We start from the raw sequence: 13,673 nt of genomic DNA on the forward strand, positions 1-13,673 counted from the left end.
TTCCGGCAAGTCCACCCTGTCCAACCTCTTCGACGCCTTCCTCGGGGACTCCCGCCTGCGGGAGTCCGACGACGAACCCTACGAGTCGCTGGCGAACAGCCTCAGCACCGGGACCCCCACCTTGTGCCGGGCCTGGGAGGCCCAGTCGCGATGGAAGAACTCCTCCACGAAGTGCGGTGAGGTGAGCACCACCACCTCGTCCGCCTCCTGCTGCCCGACCACCTCGCGCAGCCGGTCCAGCGGCTTGTCCTCGACCAGTTCGCCGACCGCCTCGGCGCCGGCCTGGCGCAGGTGGCGCAGGCTGTGCTCCAGCGATTCGCCGGCCACGGTCGGGCTGCTCCCGGACTCGTCGTGCTCGTGCACCACCTTGTCGAGGTGGCCGAGGGCGACGTCGTCCAGCGCCCGCAGCAGTTCGTCCTGCTTGCCGCGCGGCTGCATCAGGACGACGAAGGACACCTTCTCGTCGCTGTGGAGCGTCGTGACGAGCTCCACGTCCGCGTCGGAGAGAGCCTTTTCGATCATCAGTACCGTCTTGAACACGTGAGTCCCTTCCAGTGGCCGACCCCCGGGCCCCGGCATCGCATAACGGGATCACGATCGGGGGGTCACGGGGTCATCGAACCCAGGTGACGCAAGTAGCGGGTGAAGAGGAATCCTTTCTGCTCGATCAATGAGACCAGCCGCATCCGTTGCACGTCAGGCATTTCCGCATCGTGGATGATGCGCGGCGCGCCGCCGCCCGTGATCAACGGGGCCAGCGACAGGCACAGCTCGTCCAGCAGACCCGCGGCCGCCAGCTGTCCCAGCAGCCGCGGGCCGCCCTCGCTCAGCAAGCGGGTCCAGCCCCGCTCCGCCAGGGCCGCCACCCCCGCCCGCAGGTCCACCGAACCCCGCCCGGCGAGCACCAGGTCGGCTACCTCGGCGACCGCCCGGCGGCGCTCCTCCGGAGCGTCCTCGACGGTGATCACCACCGTCCTGACCAGCGGTTCCGTGAACAGCGGCGCGCCCAGGTCGAGGTCCAGCGAGCGGCTCACGATCGCGATCGCCGGGGCCGGGGCCTGCCCCGCCGCGGCCCGCGCCGCGGCGAACTCCTTCCGGGCCCGGGCCGGCCGGTAGCCCTCCGCGCGGACCGTCTCGGCGCCCACCAGCACCACGTCCGACAGGGCGCGCAGCACACCGAAGATCCGCTTGTCCGCGTCGCCGGACAGGCCCTCGGACAGACCGTCGAGCTTCGCCCCGCCGTCCAGGCCCGCCACCATGTTGGCGCGCAACCAGGGACGCCCCCGATTCACCTGGTCGGGGTACGCGTAGACGGCGGCGAGCGACTCCAGCGCGGCCGGATCGGCGACCGGCTCGCCCAGCGGGCTGATCAACTGTTGCATGCCCTCAGTGTTCCACCGCTGGGCCGTCCGGGGCCGTCCGGAGGTGGTTGGGGGCCCGTCCGGGGCCGGTCCGGGGGCGGTTCGGAGCCGGTTCGGAGCCGGTTCGGGGGCCGCGGGGACCAGGCGTACCCTCTACAGATGTGCCCGCAGCCTCCCGCCCCGCCACCGCGACCGAGTCCATAGCCGCCGCGAGCCCGGCCGGCAACCCGATCGCGCTCACCGACCGCCGCCCCGTCGTGCCCGCCGAGCGGCTGGTCGCCGAGATGGTCCCGCCGCCCCGGTTCGCCGACGTGAGCTTCGGGACGTACATCCCGGACCCGACCCAGCCCAGCCAGCACGAGGCCGTCCAGGTCCTGGAGCAGTTCGCGGGCACCCTCGGCGGAGGAAACGGTTCCGCGCCCAAGCGCAGCTGGTTCCGCCGCTCCGCCCCCGTGCCCACCGGCCCGGCCGGGGTCTACCTCGACGGCGGTTACGGCGTCGGCAAGACCCACCTGCTCGCCTCGCTCTGGCACGCCGCTCCCGGCCCCAAGGCCTTCGGCACCTTCGTGGAGCTGACCAACCTGGTCGGTGCGCTCGGCTTCCAGCAGGCCGTCCAGACCCTCTCGGGGCACACGCTGCTCTGCATCGACGAGTTCGAGCTGGACGACCCGGGCGACACCGTCCTGGTCTCCACCCTGCTCGGCCGCCTGGTCGAGAACGGCGTCAAGCTCTGCGCCACCTCGAACACCTTGCCGGAGAAGCTCGGCGAGGGCCGCTTCGCCGCCGCCGACTTCCTGCGCGAGATCCAGGGTCTGTCCGCGCACTTCCGCCCGATGCGGATCGACGGCCAGGACTACCGCCACCGCGGCCTGCCCGACGCCCCGCCGCCGTACACCGACGAGACCGTCGAGGCCGTCGCCGACCGCACCCCCGGCGCCTCGCTGGACGACTTCGACGCCCTGCTCGCCCACCTCTCCGCCGTCCACCCCAGCCGCTACGGTGCGCTGCTGGACGACGTCACCGCGGTCTGCCTGCGCGGCGTGCGGCAGGTCGACGACCAGTCCACCGCGCTGCGCCTGGTCGTGCTGGCCGACCGGATGTACGACCGCGAGCTGCCCATCACCGCCTCCGGCCTGCCCTTCGACCAGGTCTTCCCGGAGGACATGCTGCGCGGCGGCTACCGCAAGAAGTACCTGCGGGCCATCTCCCGCCTGGTCGCCCTGGCCCGGGACAGCGCGAAGGCCTGAGCCGTGACCTTCCCCCTTGCTCGGCAGTTGTTCCGACTGCCGAGCAAGGGGGAGAGGCGTGACCGGTGACGAGTCCCGGACGGGCTACGAGATCGAGATCGAGCCCGAGGTGCGGGTCTGGCTCCAGAACTGCCCGCTCGCGGAGTACCGTGCGGCCGAGCGCGCCGCCGACCGGCTCGCCGAGGACGGTGAGACGCTGCCGTTCCCCCTGGCGAGCCACCTGGGCGGGCCGCTGAGGGAGCTGCGGATCGGGCCCGTACGCATCACGTACTGGCTCGCACCGGGGCGGAGGGCTGTGCTCCTGACGGTCTTCCGCAAGACTGGGAACCGCGAGACCGATCAGGTCGAACGGGCGCGCCGCGCTCAGAAGGTCTGCGAGGCGGAGCACTTGCCCGCCGCCGATCACGAGATCTACGACCGGGAGGAGCAGCGATGAGCAGCGGCTACCACACCAGCTGGGTCGTGCCGGCGGAGCACCGCGAGAGCGAGGAGTACCGCGCGGCCGGGCGGCGGATGGCGCTGGCCGAGGCCGTGTACGCCCGCCGCTCCGCGCTCGGCTGGAGCCCGGCCCAGCTCGCCGAGCGGGCCGGGCTGGATGAGGAGACGGTCGAGAGCATCGAGGAGAGCGGCGTCGACCCCACGCTGCCGCTGATCGAGCGGCTGGCCGCCGCCTTCGACTCCGTCGTGCGGATCGACCCCGCCCGAGAGCCGGCCATGAGCTTCGAGGCCCACGCGGCCTGAGCGAACCGGCACCGCCTGTCGGTGGTGGGTCGTACGGTGGAGTCGTGCGTCCCATCACGAGTATTGAGCGGTCCGTGGCGCCCTTCGAGGTCGTCAGTCCCTTCCAGCCGAACGGCGACCAGCCGGCGGCGATCGCCGAGCTGGAGCGACGGATCAGGGGAGGGGAGAAGGACGTCGTGCTGCTCGGTGCCACCGGTACCGGCAAGTCGGCCACGACGGCCTGGATGATCGAGAAGCTGCAGCGCCCCACCCTGGTGATGGCGCCGAACAAGACGCTGGCCGCGCAGCTGGCGAACGAGTTCCGCGAGCTGCTGCCGAACAACGCGGTCGAGTACTTCGTCTCGTACTACGACTACTACCAGCCCGAGGCGTACGTCCCGCAGACGGACACCTACATCGAGAAGGACTCCTCGATCAACGAGGAGGTCGAGCGGCTGCGGCACTCGGCCACCAACTCGCTGCTCACCCGCCGCGACGTGATCGTGGTCGCCTCGGTCTCCTGCATCTACGGCCTGGGCACCCCGCAGGAGTACGTGGACCGGATGGTGCCGCTCAAGGTCGGCCAGGAGATCGACCGCGACGTGCTGCTGCGCCGCTTCGTCGACATCCAGTACGCGCGCAACGACGTGGCCTTCACCCGGGGCACCTTCCGGGTCCGCGGCGACACCATCGAGATCTTCCCGGTCTACGAGGAGCTCGCCGTCCGGATCGAGATGTTCGGCGACGAGATCGAGGCGCTCTACACCCTGCACCCGCTCACCGGCGAGATCATCAGCCAGGACGAGCAGATCTACGTCTTCCCCGCCTCGCACTACGTGGCCGGCCCCGAGCGCATGGAGCGGGCGGTCACCGGCATCGAGCAGGAACTGGAGCAGACGCTCGCCAAGCTGGAGAAGCAGGGCAAGCTGCTGGAGGCCCAGCGGCTGCGCATGCGCACCACCTACGACATCGAGATGCTGCGCCAGATCGGCACCTGTTCGGGCGTCGAGAACTACTCGATGCACTTCGACGGCCGCGAGCCCGGCTCCCCGCCGAACACCCTGCTGGACTACTTCCCGGAGGACTTCCTCCTGGTCATCGACGAGTCGCACGTCACCGTCCCGCAGATCGGCGCGATGTACGAGGGCGACGCCTCGCGCAAGCGCACCCTGGTCGAGCACGGCTTCCGGCTGCCGTCCGCGATGGACAACCGCCCGCTGAAGTGGGAGGAGTTCCTCGGGCGGATCGGTCAGACGGTGTACCTGTCGGCGACGCCCGGCCCGTACGAGCTGTCCCGCGGTGACGGTCAGGTCGAGCAGATCATCCGCCCGACCGGCCTGATCGACCCCGAGGTGATCGTCAAGCCGACCGAGGGCCAGATCGACGACCTGGTGCACGAGGTCCGCAAGCGGGTGGAGCGGGACGAGCGCGTCCTGGTCACCACGCTGACCAAGAAGATGGCCGAGGACCTCACCGACTACATGCTCGGCCTGGACATCCGGGTCCGGTACCTGCACAGCGACGTGGACACCCTGCGCCGGGTCGAGCTGCTGCGCGAGCTGCGCGCGGGCCGGTTCGACGTGCTGGTCGGCATCAACCTGCTGCGCGAGGGCCTGGACCTGCCCGAGGTGTCGCTGGTGGCGATCCTGGACGCCGACAAGGAGGGCTTCCTGCGCTCCGGCACGTCACTCATCCAGACCATCGGCCGCGCCGCCCGCAACGTCTCCGGCCAGGTCCACATGTACGCGGACCGGATCACCCCCTCGATGGAGAAGGCGATCGAGGAGACCAACCGCCGCCGGGTCGTCCAGCAGGCCTACAACAAGGAGCACGGGATCGACCCGCAGCCGCTGCGGAAGAAGATCGGCGACATCCTGGACACCCTCGCCCGCGAGGACGTGGACACCGACGAGCTGCTCTCCACCGGCTACCGCGGCGCGGGCCAGAAGGCCGGCAAGGCCCCGGTGCCGATGCTGGGCTCGGAGCGCAAGCCCGCCAAGTCGATGCCGGCCGCCGAGCTGGCGGACCTGATCCAGGAGATGACCGACCGGATGCACACGGCGGCCGCCGATCTCCAGTTCGAGGTCGCGGCACGGCTGCGCGACGAGGTGAAGGAGCTGAAGAAGGAACTGCGGCAGATGCGCGAGGCCGGTGTGGCCTGACCCGTCCACCGGTGCGTCGGGCTTGGCCGGTTCCTGCACCGGTCAAGCCCGGTGGTGTCTCAGCCTTGCCACAAACCGGGTGACCCGGAGGAGTCGGGGGTGCCGCAGGCCCTAGGCTGGCCTGCGGCATCGCGCCCCCGGACGGGGTTGCGGGCCGTATTGCAGAGGGGGCCTCAGCCGGGGGACGGCGACGGGGTGTTCCACCGGGAGCCGTGCGGGTGTGACCGCGTGGCCGGCAGAGAGGACAACGTCGTGTCGGTGAACCTTGCCAAGGGGCAGCGGGTCAGCCTCCAGAAGGGGGCGGGCGGCACCCTGACCGTGGTCCGGATGGGGCTCGGCTGGCAGGCCGCCCCCAAGCGGGGCCTGTTCGGCAGCCGGACCAGGAAGATCGACCTGGACGCCTCGGCGCTGCTGTACGCCGAGAAGACCCCGTCCGACGTGGTGTTCTTCCAGCACCTGGAGTCCACCGACGGCTCGGTGCGGCACACCGGGGACAACCTGGTGGGCGGCACCGGCGCCGAGGACGACGAGGCGATCCTGGTCGACCTGCTGCACGTGCCGGCGCACATCACCCAGGTGGTGTTCACGGTCAGCTCGTACACCGGGCAGACCTTCGCCGAGGTGAGCCGGGCGCACTGCCGACTGCTGGACGAGACCACCGGGGTGGAGCTGGCCCGGTACGAGCTGGCGGGCGGCGGGCCGCACACCGGGCAGATCATGGCCAAGGTGGTCCGGGACGGTAACGGCGGCTGGGAGATGCAGGCGATCGGCGCCCCGGCCAAGGGGCGGACCTTCCAGGACCTGCTGCCGGCGATCGAGCCGTTCCTCTGACCCCTGACGGTCCTTTACCTTCTTTACCTTCTCTTGCCTCTCCTGTTACTCTCGATGGCAGCGGAGGGGAGTATTCCTCGACAGCCGACCCCGTCATCACGGGTGCCCGTCGCGGCACCCCGGGGCGCTGGCCCGATGGGCGGAAGAGACCTCCGGCAGTGACGACCTGTCTCGCCTAGCTGCCGGAGGAGCAGTCATGGACGTTTCCGTAACCATGTGGGTCACCACGATCGGTGTGCTGATCGCACTGGTCGTGGCCGACTTCTTCATCGGGGGCCGCAAGCCGCACGAGGTCTCGATCAAGGAGGCCGGGATCTGGACGGCCGTCTGGGTCGCGCTGGCGGTGCTCTTCGGCGGGTTCCTCTGGTGGCACTCCGGAGGGCAGTCGGCGGGCGAGTTCTTCGCCGGCTACATCACCGAGAAGTCGCTCAGCGTCGACAACCTCTTCGTGTTCATCCTGATCATGGGCAAGTTCGCGGTGCCCAGGGTCTACCAGCAGCGCGTGCTGATGTTCGGCGTGATCATCGCCCTGGTGCTCCGCGCGGTGTTCATCGCGGGCGGCGCGGCGCTGGTGGCGCAGCTCTCCTGGGTGTTCTTCATCTTCGGCGCCTTCCTGATCTGGACGGCGTGGAAGCTGATCAAGGAGGCCCGGGCCGACGAGGAGGACGAGGAGTACGAGGAGAGCCGCCTGCTCAAGTCGATCGAACGAAGTTTCCCGTCGACCGACAAGTACCACGGCACCAAGCTCTTCATCCGGGAGAACGGCCGCCGGCTGATCACCCCGATGCTGATCGTCATGCTCGCGATCGGTACGACCGACGTGCTGTTCGCCCTGGACTCGATCCCGGCCATCTTCGGCCTCACCCAGGACCCGTACATCGTCTTCACCGCCAACGCCTTCGCCCTGATGGGCCTGCGCCAGCTGTACTTCCTGATCGGCGGCCTGCTGAAGAAGCTGGTCCACCTGAGCTACGGCCTGTCGGTGATCCTCGGCTTCATCGGCGTGAAACTGGTGCTGCACGCCGCCCACGAGGCCGGCGCGAACGTCCCGGAGATCGGCATCCCGTTCTCGCTCGGTTTCATCGTCGTCGTACTGGCCGTCACCACGGTGACCAGCCTGATGGCCTCCAAGAAGCAGGAGCGGACCGAGAAGGAGCCCGAGAAGCTCGCCGCCTGATCGAAATTGAATGAGCTGGAGCCCCGCTGCCGGATAGCGATCCGGCGGCGGGGCTCAGTTCTGCGGGCGTCGGCCGTACTCGGCGATCCAGCGCGAGCCGAGCAGCACGACATCGGCGGTCTCGACTGGCTGGCCGGTGGCCTGGTCGTAGTAGGTGCGCTCGATCGCCATCACGGGCACAGCGGGCGCGACGCCAAGGGCCTGGGCCTCGGAGCGGCTGGCCTGGCGGGCGGTGACCCGCTCGACCGGGGTGCCGACCTCGATGCCGATGAGGGCCATCCGGTCGGCGACGCCGATGCCTGCGTGTGGACCGGCCTCCGGTAGGACGATCAGGCTTCCTCCGGTGGCCGCCATGGGCTCCCAGCTCTCGGCCAGCTGCGCCGGATCGCCGTCGGCCAGGTAGACGTAGCTGGTGTGCATCACCGGATCGCCGGGCTGGATCTCCAGTCGAGCTGCGATCCGGGCGTCGGCGGCACGAGGCTGCGACTCGTGCCGCCAAGTGCCGACCACGCCTTGCCGTGCGAGGGCGGCCTCCGTCGGCGATCCGTCGCCGGGCGCAACGCGCTGGCGCCGCACCAGGACGGCCGGTGGCTCCTGGGACTTGACGTAGTACCCGGCACCCGGGCGGGCGAGCACGAGTCCTTCATCGATCAACACGGCGTAGGCCCGCTGGATCACGCCGGTCGACACGTTGTGCTCGCGCTGGAGCGCACTGATGGACGGCATCCGATCGCCCGGCTGAAGCCGCCGGGAGGTGATGTGGCCGCGCAGGGCGTCCGCGACGTGCAGGTAAGAGGGTGTGTCGCTCACGCCTCGGCCTTCCTCGCTCCGAATGGTGCGTTGCGGCTGACACCGTAACGCTCGCGCCGCTACTCCATCGATACGATTTCACCGTACCGATAAGGGGAACGTCGGTGCAGATCAGCATGCGCACAAGTCTGTTCAAGGCCTCTCTCGGCCAGGCTGCTGGGGCTCCCGTGCGAATTACCAAGGGAAAAGCGGGTCGCGTGCGACTCTCGACGACCGCGCCGGCCGACACCTCGTCCACGCAATGGACCGAGGTGCTCGACATTCTCCGGTCGGGCTGCGAGTGGGGCTCCACCGACGCCACCGGCGAGGTCGTCGTCTGGGTCGAGCTGGAGGACTTCAACATGATCGACATGGGGGCCTGGTCGTGACCGCTACCGCCCGCTGGTCGGACTCGCCGACCGGCCTTGTGATCCGCCTCGACGTGGGCAAGGCCGGGCGCTACGTCAGCGCCGAGTGTCAGCTCGATGCGCACGGGGCCTGTCCCGGTGGTATCCGGGAGGTGTCCGGGGCCGTCGCCCTGGTGTGTCTCTGCATGGAGCCGTCGTGTGCGTGTGCTCGGCATCTCTCAGGAGGCGAGCCGTGATTCGGGCCGGTCGGCTCCGGGTGGAGCCGACCGGCCCGAATTCGTCACCAGCCGCGCTCGCGCCACTCCTCCAGGTGTGGGCGCTCGGCGCCGACGGTGGTGTCGTTGCCGTGGCCGGGGTAGACCCAGGCCTCGTCCGGGAGGACGTCGAAGATCTTCTCGTTGACGTCCCGGAAGAGGCTCCTGAAGGCCTCCGGGTCGCCCCAGGTGTTGCCGACGCCGCCCGGGAAGAGGCAGTCGCCGGTGAAGACGTGCGGGTGGCCCTGGGGGTCGTCGTAGATCAGCACGATCGCGCCCGGGGTGTGGCCGACCAGGTGCCGGACGGTGAGCTCGACGTCGCCGACCCGCAGTTTGTCGCCGTCGGTGAGCAGCAGCTCGGTCGGCACGTCGATGCCCTCGGCGTCGTGCTGTCCGGCGGCGGTACGGGCGCCGGTGGTGGCGACGACCTCGGCGAGCGCGCCCCAGTGGTCGTGGTGCCGGTGGGTGGTGACCACCGTTTCGAGGTCGTCCCCGACGGTCTCCAGCAGCACCGGTGCGTCGGCGGCCGCGTCGATCAGCAGCTGCTCGTCGGTGGCCCGGCAGCGCAGCAGGTAGGCGTTGTTGTCGTACGGGCCGACGGCCACCTTGGTGATGATCAGGTGCGCCAGCTCGCGCACGTCCGGCGGCCCGCCGACCTTGACCGCTCCGTGGTACGTCATCAGTCCGCTCCTCGTCCGGGTCCGGCTACAACAGGGTTCAGGATCATCCTGGCCCCGTCAGCCCAGCGGGGGAAGCTGGGGCAGCGCGGTGTCGGGGGTGCGGCGCAGGCCTGCGCCGTCGGAGCGGCCGGAGAGCCAGGCGAGCAGGGCTCGGACCGGGCCCTGGACGGTCAGCGAAACGGGGCCCGAGCCGATCAGGCCGCGGTCCCCGGTGTCCTCGGCGACCAGCTCGACGGCGGGCAGGTCGGCGCCGCGCAGCTTGGCGGCGAGCTTGTGGAACTCGGTGACGGTGAACAGCTCCGGCCACTCGTCGGAGGAGTAGCCGCCGTCCAGGTCGACCAGGTGGTACTCGACCTCGGCGAGACGCTTCCAGACGAGGTCGCAGGCCGGGAAGACGGCGCCGGAGCGGTGGCGCACCTCGGCGGCCCAGTCCTCGTCGGTCATCAGCGCGGCGGCCGCGGCGAAGCCCTCGTGCGACTCGCGAAGGTCGGTGAGCTGGGTGTCCAGCGGGCGGCCGGCGCCGTCCTCGATGCCCTGGTCGCGGGCCTGCTCGCTGGCGTACTGCGGGATGTCGGTGCCGGTGCGGGCGCCGGTCAGCAGGTTGACCAGGGAGTCGGCGTTGCGGGCGATGTGGGCCAGCACGTGGCCGCGGGTCCAGCCGGGGAGCGCGGAGGGCTCGGTGACGGCCTCCGGCAACAGCGCGGAGACGGTCTCCAGCATGCGCCGGGTGCTTGCCTCGACCAGGTTCAGTCGCTCGGTGGCTAGAGCGGCGGCGGAGTGCGAGTCGGACATCGAATCTGCCTTCTGTGCGAGACGGCGCGTTGCCCGAGGAGGGCTTCGCTCGTTGACCAGGCGACGCTATCGCCGAATCCGGTCTCTGAGCAGGGCTTTTTTCGGTCCGGGTGCGGACGGCCCCGGGGTGGCCCTCACTCGTTCGGGTGGTCTCCACTGGACAGAGTCGAGATTCGAACGTCTGAGCTATAGGCTGGCTGCCGCATCCTGGAAGAAGACCGAATCTCACCGCAAGCCATCTCGCCCCGGAGAAAGGCGCCAGAAGCAGTGGCCGACCGCCTCATCGTCCGCGGTGCTCGCGAGCACAACCTCAAGAACGTCTCGCTCGACCTGCCCCGCGACTCCCTCATCGTCTTCACGGGCCTCTCCGGCTCCGGCAAGTCCTCGCTCGCCTTCGACACGATCTTCGCCGAGGGCCAGCGCCGCTACGTCGAGTCGCTGTCCTCGTACGCCCGCCAGTTCCTCGGGCAGATGGACAAGCCCGACGTGGACTTCATCGAGGGCCTCTCCCCGGCCGTCTCGATCGACCAGAAGTCCACCAACCGCAACCCCCGTTCGACCGTCGGCACCATCACCGAGGTCTACGACTACCTGCGCCTGCTGTTCGCCCGGATCGGCAAGCCGCACTGTCCGCACTGCGGCCGCCCGATCGCCAAGCAGTCGCCGCAGGCGATCGTGGACAAGGTGCTGGAGCTCGCCGAGGGCACCCGGTTCCAGGTGCTCAGCCCGGTGGTGCGCGAGCGCAAGGGCGAGTTCGTCGACCTCTTCGCCGACCTCCAGTCCAAGGGCTACTCCCGCGCCCGGGTGGACGGCGAGACGATCCAGCTCGCCGAGCCGCCGAAGCTGAAGAAGCAGGAGAAGCACACCGTCGAGGTGGTGGTCGACCGCCTGACCGTCAAGGAGAGCGCCAAGCGGCGGCTCACCGACTCGGTGGAGACGGCCCTGCGGCTGTCCGGCGGCATGGTCGTGCTGGACTTCGTCGACCTCCCGGAGGACGACCCGGAGCGCGAGCGGATGTACTCCGAGCACCTCTACTGCCCGTACGACGACGTGTCGTTCGAGGAGCTGGAGCCGCGCTCGTTCTCCTTCAACTCGCCGTTCGGCGCCTGCCCGGACTGCTCGGGCCTGGGCAACCGGATGGAGGTCGACCCGGAGCTGGTCGTGCCGGACCCGGAGCGCTCGCTGGACGAGGGCGCGATCCACCCGTGGTCGGCCGGGCACGCCAAGGAGTACTTCCAGCGCCTGATCGACGCGCTGGCCGAGGAGCTCGGCTTCCGCACCGACATCCCCTGGGCCGGGCTGCCCGCCCGCGCCAAGAAGGCGCTGCTGTACGGGCACAAGCACCAGGTGCAGGTCCGTTACCGCAACCGCTTCGGCCGCGAGCGCTCGTACAGCACCGGCTTCGAGGGCGCCGTCCCGTTCATCCAGCGCCGGCACACCGAGGCGGAGAGCGACAGCAGCCGCGAGCGCTTCGAGGGCTACATGCGCGAGGTGCCCTGCCCGACCTGTGAGGGCACTCGGCTCAAGCCGGTGGTGCTCGCGGTCACCGTCGAGGAGAAGTCGATCGCCGACGTCTCGTCGATGTCGATCAGCGACTGCGCCGAGTTCCTGGGCGCGATGAAGCTCAACGACCGGGACAAGCAGATCGCCGAGCGGGTCCTCAAGGAGGTCAACGAGCGGCTGCGCTTCCTGGTCGACGTCGGCCTGGACTACCTCTCCCTGGACCGCGCGGCCGGCACCCTGTCCGGCGGCGAGGCCCAGCGCATCCGGCTGGCCACCCAGATCGGTTCCGGCCTGGTCGGCGTGCTGTACGTGCTGGACGAGCCGTCCATCGGCCTGCACCAGCGGGACAACCACCGGCTGATCGAGACGCTGGTGCGGCTGCGCGACATCGGCAACACCCTGATCGTGGTCGAGCACGACGAGGACACCATCAAGACCGCGGACTGGGTGGTGGACATCGGCCCGGGCGCCGGCGAGCACGGCGGCAAGGTGGTGCACTCCGGTTCGCTGAAGCAGCTGCTCGGCAACAAGGAGTCGCTGACCGGCCAGTACCTCTCCGGCAAGAGGTCCATCCCGATCCCGGCCGCCCGCCGCGACCGGGACAAGAAGCGCCAGCTGACCGTCCACGGCGCCCGCGAGCACAACCTCAAGGACGTCACGGTCGGCTTCCCGCTCGGCACCCTGACCGCGATCACCGGCGTCTCCGGCTCCGGCAAGTCGACGCTGGTCAACGACATCCTCTACACCCACCTCGCCCGGGAGCTGAACGGCGCCCGCAGCGTGCCCGGCCGGCACACCCGGATCACCGGCACCGACCTGGTGGACAAGGTGGTCCACGTCGACCAGTCGCCGATCGGCCGCACCCCGCGGTCCAACCCGGCCACCTACACCGGAGTGTTCGACCACGTCCGCCGGCTCTTCGCGGAGACCCAGGAGGCCAAGGTCCGCGGCTACCTGCCCGGCCGCTTCTCCTTCAACGTCAAGGGCGGCCGCTGCGAGAACTGCACCGGCGACGGCACCATCAAGATCGAGATGAACTTCCTGCCGGACGTCTACGTGCCGTGCGAGGTCTGTCACGGTGCCCGGTACAACCGGGAGACGCTGGAGGTCCACTACAAGGGCAAGTCCATCGCCGAGGTGCTGGACATGCCGATCGAGGAGGCGCTGGGCTTCTTCGAGGCCGTCCCGGCGATCGCCCGCCACCTCAGGACGCTCAACGACGTCGGCCTCGGATACGTCCGGCTCGGCCAGTCCGCGCCGACGCTCTCCGGCGGCGAGGCGCAGCGCGTCAAGCTCGCGTCGGAGCTGCAGAAGCGCTCCACCGGGCGGACGGTCTACGTGCTGGACGAGCCCACCACCGGTCTGCACTTCGAGGACATCAGCAAGTTGATCAAGGTGCTCAGCGGGCTGGTCGACAAGGGCAACACGGTGATCGTCATCGAGCACAACCTCGATGTGATCAAGACCGCCGACTGGGTCGTCGACATGGGCCCCGAGGGCGGCTCCGGCGGCGGCACGGTGGTCGCCGAAGGCACCCCGGAGCAGATCGCGGCCGTCCCGGAGAGCCACACCGGCAAGTTCCTGCGGGACATCCTGCCGGGCGACTTCGCGGACGCCCCGGTCGCGGCACCCGCCAAGAGGGCGCCGCGCAAGCGGGCCGCCGCCAAGAAGTAGGACGGATCGCGCCCCGCCGTTCCCATCCGGGAGCGGCGGGGCGCGTGCCGCATAGACTTCCACGGGCCCACCCAGCCGTGGCCCGTCCCGTAGCCGAACCCGCCAGGAGCGCACC

At 70.0% G+C, this 13,673-nt stretch carries 13 protein-coding genes; 8 read left to right on the forward strand and 5 right to left on the reverse strand.

What is annotated here, in order from left to right:
* Positions 1–78: 78 nt before the first annotated feature.
* The gene (locus ABZW30_RS20380; RefSeq protein WP_355672534.1) at positions 79–540 is read right to left on the reverse strand and encodes an indole-3-glycerol phosphate synthase; all 462 of its coding nucleotides are present in this window, start codon (positions 538–540) and stop codon (positions 79–81) included.
* A gap of 65 nt (positions 541–605) precedes the next feature.
* A complete protein-coding gene (locus ABZW30_RS20385; protein WP_355672535.1) occupies positions 606–1,382 on the reverse strand; it encodes a pyrimidine reductase family protein in 777 nt (258 codons plus the stop codon).
* 179 nt (positions 1,383–1,561) lie between these two features.
* Here ABZW30_RS20385 and zapE point away from each other — a divergent pair, with 179 nt between their 5' ends.
* The 6 genes from zapE (at position 1,562) to ABZW30_RS20415 (ending at position 7,498) form a co-directional block, all read left to right on the forward strand.
* Positions 1,562–2,608, forward strand: a complete 1,047-nt coding sequence (gene zapE / locus ABZW30_RS20390) for a cell division protein ZapE (RefSeq protein WP_355672645.1) — start codon at positions 1,562–1,564, stop codon at positions 2,606–2,608.
* 58 nt (positions 2,609–2,666) lie between these two features.
* Entirely contained in the window at positions 2,667–3,044 is a 378-nt protein-coding gene (locus tag ABZW30_RS20395; protein WP_355672536.1) for a type II toxin-antitoxin system RelE/ParE family toxin, read from the forward strand.
* On the forward strand, positions 3,041–3,349 hold the full coding sequence (locus ABZW30_RS20400; RefSeq protein WP_355672537.1) for a helix-turn-helix transcriptional regulator: 309 nt from the start codon (positions 3,041–3,043) through the stop codon (positions 3,347–3,349). Before ABZW30_RS20395 ends, ABZW30_RS20400 begins: the two co-directional genes overlap by 4 nt.
* Positions 3,350–3,393: 44 nt before the next feature.
* On the forward strand, positions 3,394–5,490 hold the full coding sequence (gene uvrB / locus ABZW30_RS20405) for an excinuclease ABC subunit UvrB (protein ID WP_355672538.1): 2,097 nt from the start codon (positions 3,394–3,396) through the stop codon (positions 5,488–5,490).
* Positions 5,491–5,742: 252 nt separating this feature from the next.
* Positions 5,743–6,321 carry a TerD family protein gene (locus ABZW30_RS20410; RefSeq protein ID WP_355672539.1) on the forward strand — a complete coding sequence of 193 codons (579 nt, stop codon included), beginning with the start codon at positions 5,743–5,745 and terminating at the stop codon, positions 6,319–6,321.
* 196 nt (positions 6,322–6,517) lie between these two features.
* A complete protein-coding gene (locus ABZW30_RS20415) occupies positions 6,518–7,498 on the forward strand; it encodes a TerC family protein (RefSeq protein ID WP_355672540.1) in 981 nt (326 codons plus the stop codon).
* Between the two features lie 54 nt (positions 7,499–7,552).
* Here ABZW30_RS20415 and ABZW30_RS20420 read toward each other — a convergent pair whose 3' ends face one another.
* A complete protein-coding gene (locus ABZW30_RS20420) occupies positions 7,553–8,308 on the reverse strand; it encodes a GntR family transcriptional regulator (RefSeq protein WP_355672541.1) in 756 nt (251 codons plus the stop codon).
* Between the two features lie 104 nt (positions 8,309–8,412).
* Between ABZW30_RS20420 and ABZW30_RS20425 the strand changes: the two genes are divergently transcribed.
* Complete coding sequence (locus tag ABZW30_RS20425) at positions 8,413–8,676, forward strand: hypothetical protein (RefSeq protein ID WP_355672542.1); 264 nt, start codon at positions 8,413–8,415, stop codon at positions 8,674–8,676.
* A 259-nt stretch (positions 8,677–8,935) separates the two neighbouring features.
* Here ABZW30_RS20425 and ABZW30_RS20430 read toward each other — a convergent pair whose 3' ends face one another.
* Positions 8,936–9,589: an MBL fold metallo-hydrolase gene (locus ABZW30_RS20430; protein ID WP_355672543.1), complete on the reverse strand. Its 654-nt coding sequence runs from the start codon at positions 9,587–9,589 to the stop codon at positions 8,936–8,938.
* 57 nt (positions 9,590–9,646) lie between these two features.
* A complete protein-coding gene (locus tag ABZW30_RS20435; protein ID WP_355672544.1) occupies positions 9,647–10,381 on the reverse strand; it encodes a maleylpyruvate isomerase family mycothiol-dependent enzyme in 735 nt (244 codons plus the stop codon).
* A 267-nt stretch (positions 10,382–10,648) separates the two neighbouring features.
* Between ABZW30_RS20435 and uvrA the strand changes: the two genes are divergently transcribed.
* On the forward strand, positions 10,649–13,558 hold the full coding sequence (uvrA, locus tag ABZW30_RS20440) for an excinuclease ABC subunit UvrA (protein WP_355672545.1): 2,910 nt from the start codon (positions 10,649–10,651) through the stop codon (positions 13,556–13,558).
* Positions 13,559–13,673: the final 115 nt, after the last annotated feature.

The sequence above is a fragment of the Kitasatospora sp. NPDC004669 genome (genome assembly GCF_040609455.1).
Classification (GTDB): domain Bacteria; phylum Actinomycetota; class Actinomycetes; order Streptomycetales; family Streptomycetaceae; genus Kitasatospora.

Excerpts from the sequence above, each read along its gene's own strand:
- ABZW30_RS20385 (WP_355672535.1), bottom strand. The coding sequence starts at position 1,382 with ATGCAACAGTTGATCAGCCCGCTGGGCGAGCCGGTCGCCGATCCGGCC.
- ABZW30_RS20400 (WP_355672537.1), top strand. The coding sequence starts at position 3,041 with ATGAGCAGCGGCTACCACACCAGCTGGGTCGTGCCGGCGGAGCACCGC.
- ABZW30_RS20415 (WP_355672540.1), top strand. The coding sequence starts at position 6,518 with ATGGACGTTTCCGTAACCATGTGGGTCACCACGATCGGTGTGCTGATC.
- ABZW30_RS20430 (WP_355672543.1), bottom strand. The coding sequence starts at position 9,589 with ATGACGTACCACGGAGCGGTCAAGGTCGGCGGGCCGCCGGACGTGCGC.
- ABZW30_RS20435 (WP_355672544.1), bottom strand. The coding sequence starts at position 10,381 with ATGTCCGACTCGCACTCCGCCGCCGCTCTAGCCACCGAGCGACTGAAC.